Below are 17,594 nucleotides of genomic sequence, written 5' to 3'. Positions count from 1 at the left end.
ATCCGGCCAATTGGTAAAACCATTGTTGCTTGAGTGTATATATACCCCTCACCCACCCTTGAATCTTTGATTTAAATCAACAAAAACCACACATCAAAAGTGGTGATAGGTGGATTTTATTGTTTTACATCAACTTACGTCATATTCAGCGCTAAACTTTTTACATAAATTTTCAACTATCTTTAAGGGGTAGCCCCTTGAGAAACGTACAGAATTTTGCGACGCTGAAAGAAGCAGTTAAGCTAGAGGGATTGAAAATTCGCAGGAGAGCGAGATGGCCACCGAATTAACCTGGCACGATGTGCTGGCTGAAGAAAAACAGCAGCCTTATTTTGTTAACACGCTGCATACAGTAGCGGGCGAACGTCAGTCGGGTATGACTATTTACCCTCCGCAAAAAGATGTATTTAACGCATTTCGCTTTACCGAACTTGGCGACGTTAAAGTCGTCATTCTGGGACAAGACCCCTACCACGGCCCAGGCCAGGCACACGGTCTCGCGTTCTCTGTTCGTCCGGGGATTGCCACTCCGCCTTCGTTGCTGAACATGTACAAAGAGCTGGAAGCAACAATTCCCGGCTTCACCCGCCCCACGCACGGATATCTGGAAAGCTGGGCACGCCAGGGCGTACTGTTACTCAACACCGTGCTTACCGTCCGCGCCGGCCAGGCTCATTCGCATGCCAGTCTCGGGTGGGAAACATTTACCGATAAAGTGATTAGCCTGATTAATCAACATCGGGAAGGCGTGGTTTTCCTGCTCTGGGGTTCTCACGCACAGAAGAAAGGCGCGATTATAGATGCGCAGCGTCACCATGTGTTGAAAGCGCCACACCCATCACCGCTCTCTGCGCATCGCGGGTTCTTTGGTTGCAATCACTTTGTACTGGCTAATAAATGGCTGGAACAACGAGGTGAAAAACCGATTGACTGGATGCCGGTATTACCCGCAGAAAGCGAGTAAAAAAATGCCAGCGATTCGCTGGCATTTTTATTATCAGGCTTTGTTCTGACGCCACCATTCCGCGAGCAGTACGCCGGTCGCGACAGAAACGTTGAGTGTTTCTACCTTGCCGGTACCGTCAATCGCCACGCACAGGTCGTCGGCTGAACATGCCGCTTCTGGCAGAGCTTCACGCTCACGCCCTAATACCAGCACCATTTTTTCCGGCAGCGTGGTCGTAAACAGCGGTTTGCCTTTCACGCTTGAGGTCATCACTACCGTGTAACCTGCGTTACGGAAATCGTCCAGCACATCGACAATACTGTCACCGGTAATCGGCTGAACGTGCTCTGCTCCACCTTCAGCAGTACGGATAGCCGCACCCGATTCCAGCAACGCCGCATCCTGCACCACCACGCCTTTCACACCAAAGTGCGCACAGCTACGCATCATGCCGCCCAGGTTATGCGGGTTGGCGATGTCTTCCAGCGCCAGTACGCAATCCTGCGCCCCCGCCTGACTCACCCACTGCTTAACGGTAGTACCGTTACGTTTTTTGATCAGGAAACAGACGCCACCATGGTGTTCAGTGCCGGAAGCTTTCGCCAGTTCGGCTTCGTCAACCACGTGGTAGGCTTTGCGGTTTGCCGCCATCCAGCGTAATGCTTCTTTAAAACGCGGGGTTACGCTCTGAACAAACCAGGCGCGGACGATAGCGTCCGGACGACTCTGGAACAGAGCCTGGCAGGCATTCTCACCGTAAACGCGCGTTTCTTCCGCGCGCTGGCGACGTAATACTTCCGGATCGATAAAGCTTTTGCCGCTGATACCGCCGTGATCGGCTTTTTCCGGTGCATCATCACTCGGTGCGCGGGACACGGTACGCCATGGTGAATCTTCACGTCTGCGGTCGCGTTCTACATCGCGGTCACGGCCACGTTCACGGCCTCGTTCGCTGTTCGGACCCTTTCTGTCATCACGGGCAGGGCGACGACCGCCTTCGGCTCGGGAAGTACCGGGGCGACCGCCGCCTTTACCAGTACGTGGATTTTGGGTGCGTTTGTCCGAGTCATCGTCACTGCGGACGTACATCACTTTGACCTTGCCGTTTTTGTTCTTCAGTTCGTCGCTCATGTTTTTCTCCACCTGCTCTGCGCGAAGCGCGCAGATTACCCGATGTGCACGTCGTTAGCCATTATTTCATTTAAAAGCTAAGGACTATTGTACTCATTGAATAAAACGCATTGTTGTTTAGAACAGACTCCCTGATAATATGTAACATAATAGAAACATACTGGCATTACTGCCGGGAAGTCCACTCCACTCATCCAGAGGTTAGTTATGAATACCGTTTGTACCAGCTGCCAGGCTATCAACCGCATCCCCGACGATCGTGTCCAGGAAGCGGCTAAATGCGGACGCTGTGGTCACGATCTGTTTGATGGGAAGGTGATCAATGCGACCGGTGAAACACTGGATAAACTGTTAAAAGACGATCTCCCGGTGGTGGTTGATTTTTGGGCCCCCTGGTGTGGTCCATGCCGCAACTTCGCCCCAATTTTTGAAGATGTCGCGGAAGAGCGTAGCGGTAAAGTACGTTTTGTGAAAGTGAATACGGAAGCCGAACGTGAGCTCAGCGCCCGCTTCGGTATCCGCAGCATTCCAACCATCATGATCTTCAGAAAAGGTGAAATCGTCGACATGCTTAATGGTGCCGTACCTAAGGCCCCGTTTGATAGCTGGCTTAACGAATCATTATAAACTCTGCGGGGCACATCTTGTGCCCCGTTTTGTCCTTTGAGACAATAGCATTTTTCAACGTGCTTCCCCATGACCAATAACGCCGTTCTCCAGTTACGTGCCGAGCGTCTTGCGCGCGCCACGCGCCCTTTTCTTGCCCGAGGTAATCGCATCCGTCGCTGTCAGCGCTGCCTGCTACCGCTGAAACTGTGCCTGTGTGAAACGTTGACACCAGCTCAGGCGAAAAGCCGTTTTTGCCTGGTGATGTTTGATACTGAACCGATGAAACCCAGCAATACCGGGCGTTTAATTGCCGATATCCTCCCCGAAACAACGGCTTTTCAGTGGTCACGTACCGAGCCACCGCAGGCGCTGCTGGAACTGGTGAAAAATCCGGATTACCAGCCGATGGTTGTATTCCCGGCCTCCTATGCGGGTGAAGAGCGTGAAGTGATTTTCACGCCACCAGCCGGTAAGCCCCCATTGTTTATCATGCTCGACGGCACCTGGCCTGAGGCACGCAAAATGTTTCGCAAAAGCCCGTACCTTGATAACCTGCCGGTGATCTCCGTCGATTTGTCACGCCTTTCCGCTTACCATCTGCGCGAAGTTCATGCCGAGGGGCAATATTGCACTGCCGAAGTGGCAATCGCTTTACTGGATCTGGCAGGCGATACGCAGGCAGCCGAAGGATTAGGTGAGCACTTCACGCGTTTTAAAACACGCTACCTGGCAGGAAAAACGCAACATCAGGGAAGCGTCACAGCAGACTCGCCAGAAAGCGTTTAAAATCATTCGGTCACTGGTGTCATTAAGGAAGCCGATATGAGTCAGCGTGGTCTGGAAGCACTCCTGCGACCGAAATCTATTGCGGTGATTGGGGCGTCAATGAAGCCTAATCGCGCGGGTTACCTGATGATGCGTAATCTGCTTGCAGGTGGTTTCAACGGACCTGTTTTACCGGTGACGCCCGCCTGGAAAGCGGTGTTGGGCGTACTGGCCTGGCCCAATATCAGCAGCCTGCCTTTTAGCCCCGATCTCGCCGTGTTGTGCACCAATGCCAGCCGCAACCTGACGTTGCTCGAAGCGCTTGGCGAGAAAGGCTGTAAAACCTGCATTATTCTCTCGGCTCCCACGACGCAACACGCGGAGCTGCTGGCCTGCGCATCACGCTACAACATACGTCTGCTGGGTCCCAACAGTCTGGGGCTTCTCGCGCCCTGGCAGGGGCTTAACGCCAGCTTTTCCCCCGTCCCCATCAAGCGCGGTAAGCTGGCATTTATTTCCCAGTCGGCGGCGATTTCTAACACCATTCTGGACTGGGCACAGCAGCGCGACATGGGTTTTTCCTGGTTTATCGCGCTGGGTGACAGCCTGGATATCGACGTTGATGAGTTGCTTGATTACCTTGCCCGCGACAGCAAAACCAGTGCGATCTTGCTGTATCTCGAACATTTAAGCGATGCCCGCCGCTTTGTCTCCGCCGCACGTAGCGCGTCGCGCAACAAACCCATTTTGGTGATCAAAAGTGGTCGCAGTCCGGCGGCTCAGCGCCTGCTGCATACCAGCGCAGGGATGGATCCGGCGTGGGATGCAGCTATTCAGCGCGCCGGTTTATTACGCGTACAAGACACTCACGAGCTGTTCTCAGCAGTGGAAACCCTGAGCCACATGCGCCCGCTGCGTGGCGACAGGCTGATGATCATTAGCAATGGAGCCGCGCCAGCCGCACTGGCATTAGATGAACTGTGGTCAAAAAATGGCAAGCTGGCGACATTGTGTGAAGATACCTGCCAGAAATTACGCGATGCGTTACCTGAACACGTTGACATCGCCAACCCGCTGGATCTGCGGGACGACGCCAGCAGCGAGCACTATGTGAAGACAGTGGATATTTTGCTTGCCAGCCAGGATTTCGACGCGCTAATGGTGATTCACTCACCCAGTGCAGCCGCCCCAGGAACCGAAAGCGCGCAAGCGTTGATCGAAGCAGTAAAGCATCATCCGCGCGGCAAGTTCGTCTCGTTGCTGACCAACTGGTGCGGAGAGTTTTCCTCACAGGAAGCACGCAGACTGTTTAGCGAAGCCGGATTACCAACCTACCGCACGCCAGAAGGCACCATCACGGCGTTTATGCATATGGTGGAGTACCGGCGCAACCAGAAGCAACTGCGTGAAACGCCTGCGCTGCCCGACAATCTGACCACCAACACCGCCGAAGCGCATAATCTGTTACAACAGGCGATTGCAGAAGGCGCAACGTCGCTGGATACCCATGAAGTGCAGCCAATTTTACAGGCCTATGGCTTACACACACTGCCGACATGGATCGCCAGCGACAGTGCAGAGGCCGTACACATTGCGGAGCAAATCGGCTACCCAGTGGCGCTCAAGCTGCGTTCTCCTGATATCCCGCATAAATCGGAAGTTCAGGGGGTAATGCTCTACCTGCGTACAGCAACAGAGGTGCAGCAAGCAGCCAATGCGATTTTTGATCGGGTGAAAATGGCCTGGCCGCAGGCACGCATTCACGGTTTATTAGTACAAAGTATGGCAAATCGCGCTGGCGCTCAGGAGCTACGCGTTGTCGTTGAACACGACCCGGTATTTGGCCCGTTGATTATGCTGGGCGAAGGCGGAGTTGAGTGGCGACCAGAAGAGCAAGCCGTGGTGGCCTTGCCGCCATTGAACATGAATCTGGCACGTTATCTGGTTATCCAGGGAATCAAAAATAAAAAGATCCGCGCTCGCAGCGCACTACGCCCGCTGGATATCGCCGGGTTAAGCCAGCTTCTGGTGCAGGTCTCCAACCTGATCGTCGATTGTCCGGAAATTCAGCGGCTGGATATTCATCCGCTGCTGGCCTCCGCCGGTGAATTTACCGCCCTGGATGTCACACTGGACATTGCCCCTTTTACGGGGGACAATGAAAGCCGACTGGCTGTCCGTCCCTACCCCCATCAGCTTGAAGAATGGGTGGAGTTGAAAAACGGGGAACGCTGCCTGTTCCGTCCCATTTTACCGGAGGACGAACCTCATCTGCAGCAGTTCATATCTCAGGTAACCAAAGAAGATCTTTATTATCGCTATTTCAGTGAGATCAACGAATTTACCCATGAAGATTTAGCCAATATGACGCAGATCGACTACGATCGGGAAATGGCCTTCGTTGCAGTACGCTGTAAAGATAATCAGCAAGAGATCCTCGGCGTAACGAGGGCAATCTCGGATCCTGATAACGTTGACGCCGAGTTTGCCGTGCTGGTACGTTCAGATCTCAAAGGGCTCGGGCTGGGTCGTCGGTTGATGGAAAAGTTAATTTCATATACCCGAGATCACGGACTTATACGTTTGAATGGTATTACGATGCCAAACAATCGTGGGATGGTCGCCCTGGCCCGAAAACTCGGGTTTGTCGTTGACGTCCAACTCGAAGAGGGAATTGTTGGGCTAACGCTTGATCTGGCCCAATTCGAGGAATCGTGAGTAAGGTACTGGAAATGTTGACCACATTAATGGGTACTGGTGGTATCATTGCCCGCTTATGTCGTCTGCATAGCACAGAGGACCCTCCAATGAACAGAGAAGAAATGCACTGTGATGTTGTCAAAATTTAAGCGTAATAAACATCAACAACACCTTGCCCAACTACCCAAGATTTCTCAGTCAGTTGATGATGTAGATTTCTTTTATGCTCCCGCTAATTTCAGGGAGACTCTGCTGGAAAAAATAGCCAGCGCGACGCGACGGATCTGCATTATTGCGCTGTACCTGGAACAGGATGACGGTGGCAAAGGCATTCTCGACGCGCTCTATGCGGCAAAACGGCAGCGTCCAGAGCTGGATGTACGGGTGCTTGTCGACTGGCACCGAGCCCAGCGTGGACGTATTGGTGCCGCGGCATCGAATACCAACGCTGACTGGTATTGCCGAATGGCGCAGGAAAATCCGGGTATTGATATCCCTGTCTACGGCGTTCCGATTAACACCCGCGAAGCGCTTGGCGTCCTGCATTTCAAAGGCTTTATCATCGATGATAGCGTCCTGTACAGCGGGGCCAGTCTGAACGATGTTTATCTGCATCAGCATGATAAATATCGCTATGACCGTTATCAGTTGATTCGCAACGCACAAATGGCCGATATTATGTTCGATTGGGTTACGCAGAACCTGATGAACGGTCGTGGCGTTAATCGCCTTGATGATATCAATCGCCCTAAAAGCCCGGAAATTAAAAATGACATCCGCCTGTACCGTCAGGAACTGCGTGATGCGTCATTCCATTTTCAGGGGGATGCGGATAATGAACAGCTTTCGGTTACGCCTCTGGTGGGCCTTGGAAAATCCAGTCTGTTAAATAAGACCATTTTCCACCTTATGCCCTGCGCGGAGCACAAGCTGACAATCTGTACCCCTTATTTCAACCTGCCAGCTATACTGGTGCGCAATATCATTCAGCTGCTGCGTGAAGGGAAAAAGGTCGAAATTATTGTCGGTGATAAAACCGCCAACGACTTTTTCATTCCCGAAGATGAGCCATTTAAGATCATCGGCGCGCTGCCTTATCTGTATGAAATTAACCTACGCCGTTTCCTGAGCAGACTGCAGTATTACGTGAATACCGACCAGCTGGTCGTGCGCTTATGGAAAGATGATGACAACACTTATCATCTGAAAGGCATGTGGGTTGATGATAAATGGATGCTGCTGACTGGCAACAACCTTAACCCTCGCGCCTGGCGTCTGGATCTGGAAAACGCCATTCTTATCCACGATCCTAAGCAAGAGCTGACTCCCCAGCGCGATAAAGAGCTGGAGCTCATCCGCACGCATACCACCGTCGTTAAGCACTATCGCGACCTGCAGAGCATTGCCGACTATCCAGTCAAAGTACGTAAGCTCATCCGTCGACTACGCCGTATTCGTATCGACAGATTAATTAGCCGTATTCTGTAACCAAGACCCCGTCCAGTGACGGGGTTTTTCCTATGGAGGCCACGGTGCGTCTGTTGATTCTTACCAGTATCCTGGTCATTTCTGGCTGCAGCCACATGGCTAACGACCGCTGGAGTGGGCAAGACAAGGCTCAACACTTTATCGCCTCCGCCATGCTTGCCGCAGCCGGAAACGAATATGCCCAACATCAGGGCAACAGCCGCGATCGCAGTGCGGCTATCGGCCTGATGTTTTCAGTCAGCCTGGGCGCGTCAAAAGAGCTGTGGGACAGCCGCCCCGCAGGGAGTGGCTGGAGCTGGAAGGACTTCGCCTGGGATGTTGCTGGCGCGTCTACCGGCTATGCGGTCTGGCAATTGGCACATTACTAGAGGCGCAGACCTTTCCCCTTCCCATGCAGCATCAATGATACCAAAAATGCGACGACTGCCAGCGCTGTAACGTACCAGAAGAATGTCGTTTCCATACCGACAGACTTCAGGGATAACGCAACATATTCGGCTGAACCACCAAACAGGGCATTAGCCACCGCATAAGATAACCCAACCCCCAGAGCGCGCACCTGCGCTGGGAACATTTCAGCCTTCAGAATACCGCTGATTGATGTATAGAAGCTCACGATCAACAAGGCACACATCACCAGAGTAAACGCCATGTACGGGGACGTCACGCTTTGCAATGCTGTCAGAATGGGAACAGTAAAAATCGCGGCCAACGCGCCGAAGCACAGCATTGAAGTACGTCTGCCAATCTTATCTGACAGAGCACCAAACAGCGGTTGCACCAGCATAAACACGCACAGCGCGGCTGTCATAATCCCACTGGCTACGTTGGCATGCATGCCGGCGGTGTTAACCAAATATTTTTGCATATAGGTTGTGAACGTGTAAAAACACAGCGAGCCAGCAGCGGTAAAGCCAAGCACCATGATAAACGCTTTACGATTACGCCACAGACCTTTCAGAGATCCCGCTTCTTTCAGCGCGCGAACATCCTGTTTCGAGGTTTCATCCAACTGGCGACGCAACCATAGCGCAACAATAGCCAGCACGGCTCCCAGCGCAAAGGGAATACGCCACCCCCACGCTCTTAGGGCTGAATCTTCTAACGTTTGCTGTAATATGACCACAACCAGCAATGCCAGTAACTGCCCGCCAATTAACGTCACATACTGGAATGAAGCATAAAAACCTTTCTTACCTTCAACGGCCACTTCACTCATATAAGTTGCACTGGTTCCGTATTCCCCCCCGACAGACAGCCCCTGAAAGAGTCTTGCCAGCAGCAATAGCGCAGGAGCCCATGTGCCGATGGTTTCATATCCCGGAAGACAAGCGATCACCAACGATCCCATACACATCATACAAACGGACAGTAGCATAGATTTTTTACGCCCATGCTTATCTGCGATGCGGCCAAACAGCCAACCGCCAATCGGTCGCATCAGAAAACCTGCAGCAAAAACGCCGGCGGTTTGTAAGAGTTGCGTTGTGGTGTTTCCAGATGGAAAAAAGATATGAGCAAAGTAGAGAGAGCAGAAAGAATAAATATAGAAATCAAACCATTCGACCAGATTCCCTGATGATGCTCCGACAATCGCCCATATACGGCGACGGGTATCGCCGTCTGTCAGCGCCCCGTTATCAGTTACACTGCTATCAGCCATTAAAATTGTACCCCTGCCAACGATCGCATGAATTTATCAATGATGGTTGTGTATTTTTTGGTGAATCAAATGTTATACATTTGTTATGCTTTATTGTGCGAGAAAGATCACGGTTTTAATTAGCAGAGAAAGGATTCAGATATGTTCGAGGAATAGATCCGAGTTATCGGTCAGATATAGTGCGGACTTTTGTGGGCCGGATAAGGCAGGCACGCCGCAGCCGGCGGATTTCACTGCGCACAGACGCAAAAAAGCCCATCCGGCAGGATGGGCTTCTTCACTTTATTTGATGCCTGGCAGTTCCCTACTCTCGCATGGGGAGACCCCACACTACCATCGGCGCTACGGCGTTTCACTTCTGAGTTCGGCATGGGGTCAGGTGGGACCACCGCGCTACAGCCGCCAGGCAAATTCTGTTTATCAACACACTTTTTAGTCTGTCGATGTCATCTGTATCAGGCTGAAAATCTGTCTCTTCGCCAAAACATCTTCGGCGTTGTAAGGTTAAGCCTCACGGTTCATTAGTATCGGTTAGCTCAATGTATCGCTACACTTACACACCCGACCTATCAACGTCATCGTCTTTAACGTTCCTTCAGGAGACTTAAAGTCTCAGGGAGAACTCATCTCGGGGCAAGTTTCGTGCTTAGATGCTTTCAGCACTTATCTCTTCCGCATTTAGCTACCGGGCAATGCCATTGGCATGACAACCCGAACACCAGTGATGCGTCCACTCCGGTCCTCTCGTACTAGGAGCAGCCCCCCTCAATTCTCCAGCGCCCACGGCAGATAGGGACCGAACTGTCTCACGACGTTCTAAACCCAGCTCGCGTACCACTTTAAATGGCGAACAGCCATACCCTTGGGACCTACTTCAGCCCCAGGATGTGATGAGCCGACATCGAGGTGCCAAACACCGCCGTCGATATGAACTCTTGGGCGGTATCAGCCTGTTATCCCCGGAGTACCTTTTATCCGTTGAGCGATGGCCCTTCCATTCAGAACCACCGGATCACTAAGACCTGCTTTCGCACCTGCTCGAGCCGTCACTCTCGCAGTCAAGCTAGCTTATGCCTTTGCACTAACCTCCTGATGTCCGACCAGGATTAGCTAACCTTCGTGCTCCTCCGTTACTCTTTAGGAGGAGACCGCCCCAGTCAAACTACCCACCAGACACTGTCCGCAACCCGGATCACGGGTCAACGTTAGAACACCAGCCATTAAAGGGTGGTATTTCAAGGTTGGCTCCACGCAGACTGGCGTCCACGCTTCAAAGCCTCCCACCTATCCTACACATCAAGGACCAGTGTTCAGTGTCAAGCTATAGTAAAGGTTCACGGGGTCTTTCCGTCTTGCCGCGGGTACACTGCATCTTCACAGCGAGTTCAATTTCACTGAGTCTCGGGTGGAGACAGCCTGGCCATCATTACGCCATTCGTGCAGGTCGGAACTTACCCGACAAGGAATTTCGCTACCTTAGGACCGTTATAGTTACGGCCGCCGTTTACCGGGGCTTCGATCAAGAGCTTCTCCTTACGGATAACCCCATCAATTAACCTTCCGGCACCGGGCAGGCGTCACACCGTATACGTCCACTTTCGTGTTTGCACAGTGCTGTGTTTTTAATAAACAGTTGCAGCCAGCTGGTATCTTCGACTGATTTCAGCTCCACGGGTAAACCGCTTCACCTACATATCAGCGTGCCTTCTCCCGAAGTTACGGCACCATTTTGCCTAGTTCCTTCACCCGAGTTCTCTCAAGCGCCTTGGTATTCTCTACCTGACCACCTGTGTCGGTTTGGGGTACGATTTCGTGTTACCTGATGCTTAGAGGCTTTTCCTGGAAGCAGGGCATTTGTCACTTCAGCACCGTAGTGCCTCGTCATCACACCTCAGCGTTAAAAGGTACCGGATTTACCTGGAACCTCCGCCTACATGCTTAAACCGGGACAACCGTCGCCCGGCCAACATAGCCTTCTCCGTCCCCCCTTCGCAGTAACACCAAGTACAGGAATATTAACCTGTTTCCCATCGACTACGCCTTTCGGCCTCGCCTTAGGGGTCGACTCACCCTGCCCCGATTAACGTTGGACAGGAACCCTTGGTCTTCCGGCGTGCGGGTTTTTCACCCGCATTATCGTTACTTATGTCAGCATTCGCACTTCTGATACCTCCAGCAACCCTCACAGGCCACCTTCAACGGCTTACAGAACGCTCCCCTACCCAACAACACATAGTGTCGCTGCCGCAGCTTCGGTGCATGGTTTAGCCCCGTTACATCTTCCGCGCAGGCCGACTCGACCAGTGAGCTATTACGCTTTCTTTAAATGATGGCTGCTTCTAAGCCAACATCCTGGCTGTCTGTGCCTTCCCACATCGTTTCCCACTTAACCATGACTTTGGGACCTTAGCTGGCGGTCTGGGTTGTTTCCCTCTTCACGACGGACGTTAGCACCCGCCGTGTGTCTCCCGTGATAACATTCTTCGGTATTCGCAGTTTGCATCGGGTTGGTAAGTCGGGATGACCCCCTAGCCGAAACAGTGCTCTACCCCCGAAGATGAGTTCACGAGGCGCTACCTAAATAGCTTTCGGGGAGAACCAGCTATCTCCCGGTTTGATTGGCCTTTCACCCCCAGCCACAAGTCATCCGCTAATTTTTCAACATTAGTCGGTTCGGTCCTCCAGTTAGTGTTACCCAACCTTCAACCTGCCCATGGCTAGATCACCGGGTTTCGGGTCTATACCCTGCAACTTAACGCCCAGTTAAGACTCGGTTTCCCTTCGGCTCCCCTATACGGTTAACCTTGCTACAGAATATAAGTCGCTGACCCATTATACAAAAGGTACGCAGTCACATCCCGAAGGATGCTCCCACTGCTTGTACGTACACGGTTTCAGGTTCTTTTTCACTCCCCTCGCCGGGGTTCTTTTCGCCTTTCCCTCACGGTACTGGTTCACTATCGGTCAGTCAGGAGTATTTAGCCTTGGAGGATGGTCCCCCCATATTCAGACAGGATACCACGTGTCCCGCCCTACTCTTCGAGTTCACAACCTGTGCATTTTGGTGTACGGGACTATCACCCTGTACCGTCGGACTTTCCAGACCGTTCCACTAACACACAAGCTGATTCAGACTCTGGGCTGCTCCCCGTTCGCTCGCCGCTACTGGGGGAATCTCGGTTGATTTCTTTTCCTCGGGGTACTTAGATGTTTCAGTTCCCCCGGTTCGCTTCATTACGCTATGTATTCACGTAATGATAGTGTGTCGAAACACACTGGGTTTCCCCATTCGGAAATCGCCGGTTATAACGGTTCATATCACCTTACCGACGCTTATCGCAGATTAGCACGTCCTTCATCGCCTCTGACTGCCAGGGCATCCACCGTGTACGCTTAGTCGCTTAACCTCACAACCCGAAGATGTTTCGTAAAACACCATCGTGTTGCGAAAATTTGAGAGACTCGAACACACCTTTTTTCATTTCTTATTACGGAGAAATGAAACAGTGTGTCGTTTCAATTTTCAGCTTGATCCAGATTTTTAAAGAGCAAAACTTCGCAGTGAACCTTTTCAGGTACACTCTGAAGTTTTCTTGGTTTGTTGCAGTAAAGATGGTGGAGCTATGCGGGATCGAACCGCAGACCTCCTGCGTGCAAAGCAGGCGCTCTCCCAGCTGAGCTATAGCCCCATCGTAGTTATCTCATTCACCTTAATTCTTGCTGAGACAAGGCGTGGAGCGGCGAAGCATACTGAAGTATGCGAGTCGTTTCACAACGCGGTATCAGAAAGAATTTGGTAGGCCTGAGTGGACTTGAACCACCGACCTCACCCTTATCAGGGGTGCGCTCTAACCACCTGAGCTACAAGCCTGCAGAGATTTTCTTACTGCTAATTTTCATCAGACAATCTGTGTGAGCACTACAAAGAACGTTTCTTTAAGGTAAGGAGGTGATCCAACCGCAGGTTCCCCTACGGTTACCTTGTTACGACTTCACCCCAGTCATGAATCACAAAGTGGTAAGCGCCCTCCCGAAGGTTAAGCTACCTACTTCTTTTGCAACCCACTCCCATGGTGTGACGGGCGGTGTGTACAAGGCCCGGGAACGTATTCACCGTGGCATTCTGATCCACGATTACTAGCGATTCCGACTTCATGGAGTCGAGTTGCAGACTCCAATCCGGACTACGACATACTTTATGAGGTCCGCTTGCTCTCGCGAGGTCGCTTCTCTTTGTATATGCCATTGTAGCACGTGTGTAGCCCTACTCGTAAGGGCCATGATGACTTGACGTCATCCCCACCTTCCTCCAGTTTATCACTGGCAGTCTCCTTTGAGTTCCCGGCCTAACCGCTGGCAACAAAGGATAAGGGTTGCGCTCGTTGCGGGACTTAACCCAACATTTCACAACACGAGCTGACGACAGCCATGCAGCACCTGTCTCAGAGTTCCCGAAGGCACCAATCCATCTCTGGAAAGTTCTCTGGATGTCAAGAGTAGGTAAGGTTCTTCGCGTTGCATCGAATTAAACCACATGCTCCACCGCTTGTGCGGGCCCCCGTCAATTCATTTGAGTTTTAACCTTGCGGCCGTACTCCCCAGGCGGTCGACTTAACGCGTTAGCTCCGGAAGCCACGCCTCAAGGGCACAACCTCCAAGTCGACATCGTTTACGGCGTGGACTACCAGGGTATCTAATCCTGTTTGCTCCCCACGCTTTCGCACCTGAGCGTCAGTCTTTGTCCAGGGGGCCGCCTTCGCCACCGGTATTCCTCCAGATCTCTACGCATTTCACCGCTACACCTGGAATTCTACCCCCCTCTACAAGACTCTAGCCTGCCAGTTTCGGATGCAGTTCCCAGGTTGAGCCCGGGGATTTCACATCCGACTTGACAGACCGCCTGCGTGCGCTTTACGCCCAGTAATTCCGATTAACGCTTGCACCCTCCGTATTACCGCGGCTGCTGGCACGGAGTTAGCCGGTGCTTCTTCTGCGAGTAACGTCAATTGCTGAGGTTATTAACCTCAACACCTTCCTCCTCGCTGAAAGTACTTTACAACCCGAAGGCCTTCTTCATACACGCGGCATGGCTGCATCAGGCTTGCGCCCATTGTGCAATATTCCCCACTGCTGCCTCCCGTAGGAGTCTGGACCGTGTCTCAGTTCCAGTGTGGCTGGTCATCCTCTCAGACCAGCTAGGGATCGTCGCCTAGGTGAGCCGTTACCCCACCTACTAGCTAATCCCATCTGGGCACATCCGATGGCAAGAGGCCCGAAGGTCCCCCTCTTTGGTCTTGCGACGTTATGCGGTATTAGCTACCGTTTCCAGTAGTTATCCCCCTCCATCGGGCAGTTTCCCAGACATTACTCACCCGTCCGCCACTCGTCACCCAAGGAGCAAGCTCCTCTGTGCTACCGTTCGACTTGCATGTGTTAGGCCTGCCGCCAGCGTTCAATCTGAGCCATGATCAAACTCTTCAATTTAAGTTTGATGCTCGTGAATTAAACTTCGTAATGAATTACGTATGTTCACTCAGAGACTTGGTATTCATTTTTCGTCTTGCGACGTTAAGAATCCGTATCTTCGAGTGCCCACACAGATTGTCTGATAAATTGTTAAAGAGCAGTTGCGACGCGCTTTAGCGCTCTGTCGCGAGGTCCCGTATATTACGTTTTCCTCATTCAGAGTCAACCCTCATTTTCAGGTTTTTCTCTTCAACCGGACCGGCTGTTTGTGTGAAGTGATTCACATCCGCCGTGTCGATGGAGGCGCATTATAGGGAGTCGAATCAGGAAGACAAGCGGAAAAATGCTTTTTTGTTTCAACCGCTCACCTTTTATCCATTACGCTTACTTTTGCTGCTTTTTTATCGCCATTGGCAGGTCTGCCAGACTATTTATGACCAAATCCGCCGCATTTTCTGCTTCCGGCGTAACAGGTTTCCCCGTGCGCACCAGAACCTTCGTGCCAACATTCGCAGCTGCCGCCGCCTGCATATCTTCTATTTTGTCGCCCACCATATAAGAAGCGGCCATATCGATGTGCAGGAAGTCTCGGGCGGAGATCAACATTCCAGGATGCGGTTTACGGCAGTCGCAAACCTGACGATACTCTTCTACAGTACCCTGCGGGTGATGCGGACAATAGTAGATGCCGTCCAGATCAACGTCGCGATCGGCCAGCGACCAGTCCATCCATTCGGTCAACGTTTCAAACTGTGCCTCAGTAAATTTACCGCGAGCGATACCAGACTGGTTCGTCACGACAATCAGCGCGTAACCCATATTTTTAAGTTCACGCATGGCATCAATAACGCCGTCGATAAACTCGAACTCGTCAATCTCATATACGTAACCGTGGTCCACATTAATGGTGCCATCACGGTCGAGAAAAATTGCGGGTACAGATTTTGCCACCTTTTATAGCTCCTGAATAAGGCATGTGGCCCTAGTATCGCATGTTTCGGCGGGCAAGAAAGTGCTCATCGTGCAAAGCCAGATTGATTTAGACGTCTGGATGCCTTAACATCCATCTTGTTGACGGCTTCGACCGTCCCTGACAGACGAAAATGCCACGACTAACTTAATTACGATAATAAATAACTAATGATAAAACTTTCGAATATCACCAAAGTGTTCCAGCAGGGGACTCGCACCATTCAGGCGCTTAATAATGTCAGCCTGCACGTTCCTGCCGGGCAGATTTATGGCGTCATTGGCGCCTCCGGTGCAGGTAAAAGTACGCTCATCCGCTGCGTTAACTTACTTGAACGCCCAACCGAAGGCAGCGTCCAGGTCGGCGGTCAGGAGCTCACGACGCTTTCTGAGTCAGAGCTGACCAAAGCTCGCCGTCAAATCGGCATGATTTTCCAACACTTTAACCTGCTCTCTTCCCGCACCGTGTTTGGCAACGTCGCGCTACCGCTGGAACTGGATAACACACCAAAAGAAGAAATTAAACGCCGTGTAACAGAGCTGCTGGACTTAGTCGGTCTTGGCGACAAGCACGACAGCTACCCGGCCAACCTTTCCGGTGGACAAAAACAGCGTGTGGCGATCGCCCGTGCGCTGGCAAGCAATCCCAAAGTGCTGCTGTGTGATGAAGCAACCAGCGCACTCGATCCGGCAACAACCCGATCGATTCTGGAATTATTGAAAGACATTAACCGTCGTCTGGGACTCACCATTCTGCTGATTACCCATGAGATGGACGTTGTAAAACGCATTTGTGACTGCGTGGCGGTCATCAGTAATGGTGAACTGATTGAACAAGACACCGTCAGCGAAGTGTTCTCACACCCGAAAACGCCGCTGGCACAGAAATTTATTCAGTCCACGCTGCACCTTGATATCCCGGAAGATTATCTGGAACGGTTAAAAGCCGAGCCAGAAGCAGACAGCGTGCCAATGCTACGCATGGAATTCACCGGTCATTCCGTTGATGCGCCATTGCTCTCTGAGACGGCCCGCCGCTTTAATGTGAATAACAACATTATTAGCGCGCAGATGGATTACGCCGGCGGTGTGAAGTTCGGCATCATGCTGACTGAAATGCACGGTACACAGGAAGATACACAAGCAGCCATTAACTGGTTGCAGGAACACCATGTAAAAGTAGAGGTACTGGGTTATGTCTGAGCCGATGATGTGGCTGCTGGTTCGCGGCGTATGGGAAACGCTGGCAATGACCTTTGTGTCCGGTTTTTTTGGTTTTGTGATTGGCTTGCCGGTTGGCGTGTTGCTGTACGTCACGCGCCCGGGGCAAATCATTGAGAACGCGAAGCTCTACCGTACACTCTCTGCGCTGGTTAATATTTTCCGTTCCATCCCGTTCATTATCTTGCTGGTATGGATGATTCCATTCACCCGCATGATTGTTGGCACATCCATCGGACTGCAGGCCGCTATCGTCCCACTGACCGTCGGCGCCGCGCCGTTTATCGCCCGTATGGTGGAAAACGCCCTGCTCGAAATTCCAACCGGGCTGATTGAGGCCTCCCGTGCGATGGGCGCCACGCCGCTGCAGATTGTACGTAAGGTTTTACTGCCAGAAGCGCTGCCTGGACTGGTCAATGCGGCCACCATAACCCTCATCACGCTGGTTGGTTACTCCGCGATGGGGGGCGCCGTTGGTGCCGGTGGTCTTGGGCAGATTGGCTATCAGTACGGTTACATTGGCTACAACGCTACCGTAATGAATACAGTGCTGGTATTGCTCGTCGTTCTGGTTTATTTAATTCAGTTATCCGGTGATCGCATCGTCCGGGCTGTCACGCACAAATAACGTTGCAC

Annotated in this window: 11 protein-coding genes, 2 tRNA genes and 3 rRNA genes; 8 read left to right on the top strand and 8 right to left on the bottom strand. The window is 52.0% G+C overall.

The window, feature by feature from the left end:
- Window positions 1–274: 274 nt before the first annotated feature.
- A complete protein-coding gene (gene ung / locus On2M_RS05165) occupies window positions 275–964 on the top strand; it encodes a uracil-DNA glycosylase (protein WP_151224102.1) in 690 nt (229 codons plus the stop codon).
- 33 nt (window positions 965–997) lie between these two features.
- On the opposite strand, the gene On2M_RS05160 is transcribed toward ung, so the two are convergent.
- Window positions 998–2,077, bottom strand: coding sequence for a tRNA/rRNA methyltransferase (locus On2M_RS05160; protein ID WP_151217694.1), 1,080 nt, complete (start codon window positions 2,075–2,077; stop codon window positions 998–1,000).
- A gap of 207 nt (window positions 2,078–2,284) precedes the next feature.
- On the opposite strand from On2M_RS05160, the gene trxC reads away from it, so the two are divergent.
- From trxC to On2M_RS05135, 5 genes are all read left to right on the top strand, one after another.
- Window positions 2,285–2,704 carry a thioredoxin TrxC gene (trxC, locus tag On2M_RS05155; RefSeq protein ID WP_200058354.1) on the top strand — a complete coding sequence of 140 codons (420 nt, stop codon included), beginning with the start codon at window positions 2,285–2,287 and terminating at the stop codon, window positions 2,702–2,704.
- 69 nt (window positions 2,705–2,773) lie between these two features.
- Window positions 2,774–3,472, top strand: coding sequence for a tRNA-uridine aminocarboxypropyltransferase (gene tapT, locus On2M_RS05150; RefSeq protein ID WP_151217695.1), 699 nt, complete (start codon window positions 2,774–2,776; stop codon window positions 3,470–3,472).
- Window positions 3,473–3,508: 36 nt separating this feature from the next.
- A complete protein-coding gene (gene pat / locus On2M_RS05145) occupies window positions 3,509–6,169 on the top strand; it encodes a protein lysine acetyltransferase (protein WP_187253578.1) in 2,661 nt (886 codons plus the stop codon).
- A gap of 114 nt (window positions 6,170–6,283) precedes the next feature.
- Entirely contained in the window at window positions 6,284–7,639 is a 1,356-nt protein-coding gene (gene pssA, locus On2M_RS05140; RefSeq protein WP_003835350.1) for a CDP-diacylglycerol--serine O-phosphatidyltransferase, read from the top strand.
- 44 nt (window positions 7,640–7,683) lie between these two features.
- Window positions 7,684–8,007 (top strand): YfiM family lipoprotein, encoded by a 324-nt coding sequence (locus On2M_RS05135; protein ID WP_151217696.1) that lies wholly within the window; start codon window positions 7,684–7,686, stop codon window positions 8,005–8,007.
- Here the strand turns inward: On2M_RS05135 and On2M_RS05130 are convergent.
- The 7 genes from On2M_RS05130 to gmhB all read right to left on the bottom strand — a co-directional run bounded on the left by On2M_RS05130 (window position 8,004) and on the right by gmhB (window position 15,719).
- Window positions 8,004–9,302, bottom strand: coding sequence for an MFS transporter (locus tag On2M_RS05130; RefSeq protein ID WP_210904466.1), 1,299 nt, complete (start codon window positions 9,300–9,302; stop codon window positions 8,004–8,006). The two genes, On2M_RS05135 and On2M_RS05130, sit on opposite strands and share 4 nt — an antisense overlap.
- A 291-nt stretch (window positions 9,303–9,593) precedes the next feature.
- Window positions 9,594–9,709, bottom strand: a 5S ribosomal RNA gene (gene rrf, locus On2M_RS05125).
- A 93-nt stretch (window positions 9,710–9,802) separates the two neighbouring features.
- Window positions 9,803–12,709: ribosomal RNA gene (locus tag On2M_RS05120) — 23S ribosomal RNA — on the bottom strand.
- 206 nt (window positions 12,710–12,915) lie between these two features.
- A tRNA-Ala gene (locus On2M_RS05115) sits at window positions 12,916–12,991 on the bottom strand.
- Window positions 12,992–13,096: 105 nt separating this feature from the next.
- Window positions 13,097–13,173, bottom strand: a tRNA-Ile gene (locus On2M_RS05110).
- 71 nt (window positions 13,174–13,244) lie between these two features.
- Window positions 13,245–14,786, bottom strand: a 16S ribosomal RNA gene (locus On2M_RS05105).
- The 16S, 23S and 5S rRNA genes sit together here with 2 tRNA genes alongside, the layout of an rRNA operon.
- Before the next feature lie 366 nt (window positions 14,787–15,152).
- The gene (gene gmhB, locus On2M_RS05100; protein WP_210904465.1) at window positions 15,153–15,719 is read right to left on the bottom strand and encodes a D-glycero-beta-D-manno-heptose 1,7-bisphosphate 7-phosphatase; all 567 of its coding nucleotides are present in this window, start codon (window positions 15,717–15,719) and stop codon (window positions 15,153–15,155) included.
- A gap of 189 nt (window positions 15,720–15,908) precedes the next feature.
- Between gmhB and metN the strand changes: the two genes are divergently transcribed.
- Together metN and On2M_RS05090 are read left to right on the top strand one after the other, a co-directional pair.
- Window positions 15,909–16,940, top strand: a complete 1,032-nt coding sequence (metN, locus tag On2M_RS05095) for a methionine ABC transporter ATP-binding protein MetN (protein WP_003018468.1) — start codon at window positions 15,909–15,911, stop codon at window positions 16,938–16,940.
- Window positions 16,933–17,586: a methionine ABC transporter permease MetI gene (locus tag On2M_RS05090; protein WP_003018471.1), complete on the top strand. Its 654-nt coding sequence runs from the start codon at window positions 16,933–16,935 to the stop codon at window positions 17,584–17,586. Before metN ends, On2M_RS05090 begins: the two co-directional genes overlap by 8 nt.
- The last annotated feature ends 8 nt before the right edge of the window (window positions 17,587–17,594 follow it).

Source organism: Citrobacter sp. On2M (assembly GCF_018035235.1).
GTDB classification, from domain to species: Bacteria; Pseudomonadota; Gammaproteobacteria; order Enterobacterales; family Enterobacteriaceae; genus Citrobacter; species Citrobacter meridianamericanus.
The sequence above is the reverse complement of the archived record's forward strand: the minus strand, read 5'-3'. Positions and strand labels throughout refer to the sequence as shown.

Coding starts and splice junctions, on each gene's coding strand:
- ung (WP_151224102.1), top strand. CDS start 275: ATGGCCACCGAATTAACCTGGCACGATGTGCTGGCTGAAGAAAAACAG.
- On2M_RS05160 (WP_151217694.1), bottom strand. CDS start 2,077: ATGAGCGACGAACTGAAGAACAAAAACGGCAAGGTCAAAGTGATGTAC.
- trxC (WP_200058354.1), top strand. CDS start 2,285: ATGAATACCGTTTGTACCAGCTGCCAGGCTATCAACCGCATCCCCGAC.
- tapT (WP_151217695.1), top strand. CDS start 2,774: ATGACCAATAACGCCGTTCTCCAGTTACGTGCCGAGCGTCTTGCGCGC.
- pat (WP_187253578.1), top strand. CDS start 3,509: ATGAGTCAGCGTGGTCTGGAAGCACTCCTGCGACCGAAATCTATTGCG.
- pssA (WP_003835350.1), top strand. CDS start 6,284: ATGTTGTCAAAATTTAAGCGTAATAAACATCAACAACACCTTGCCCAA.
- On2M_RS05130 (WP_210904466.1), bottom strand. CDS start 9,302: ATGGCTGATAGCAGTGTAACTGATAACGGGGCGCTGACAGACGGCGAT.
- metN (WP_003018468.1), top strand. CDS start 15,909: ATGATAAAACTTTCGAATATCACCAAAGTGTTCCAGCAGGGGACTCGC.
- On2M_RS05090 (WP_003018471.1), top strand. CDS start 16,933: ATGTCTGAGCCGATGATGTGGCTGCTGGTTCGCGGCGTATGGGAAACG.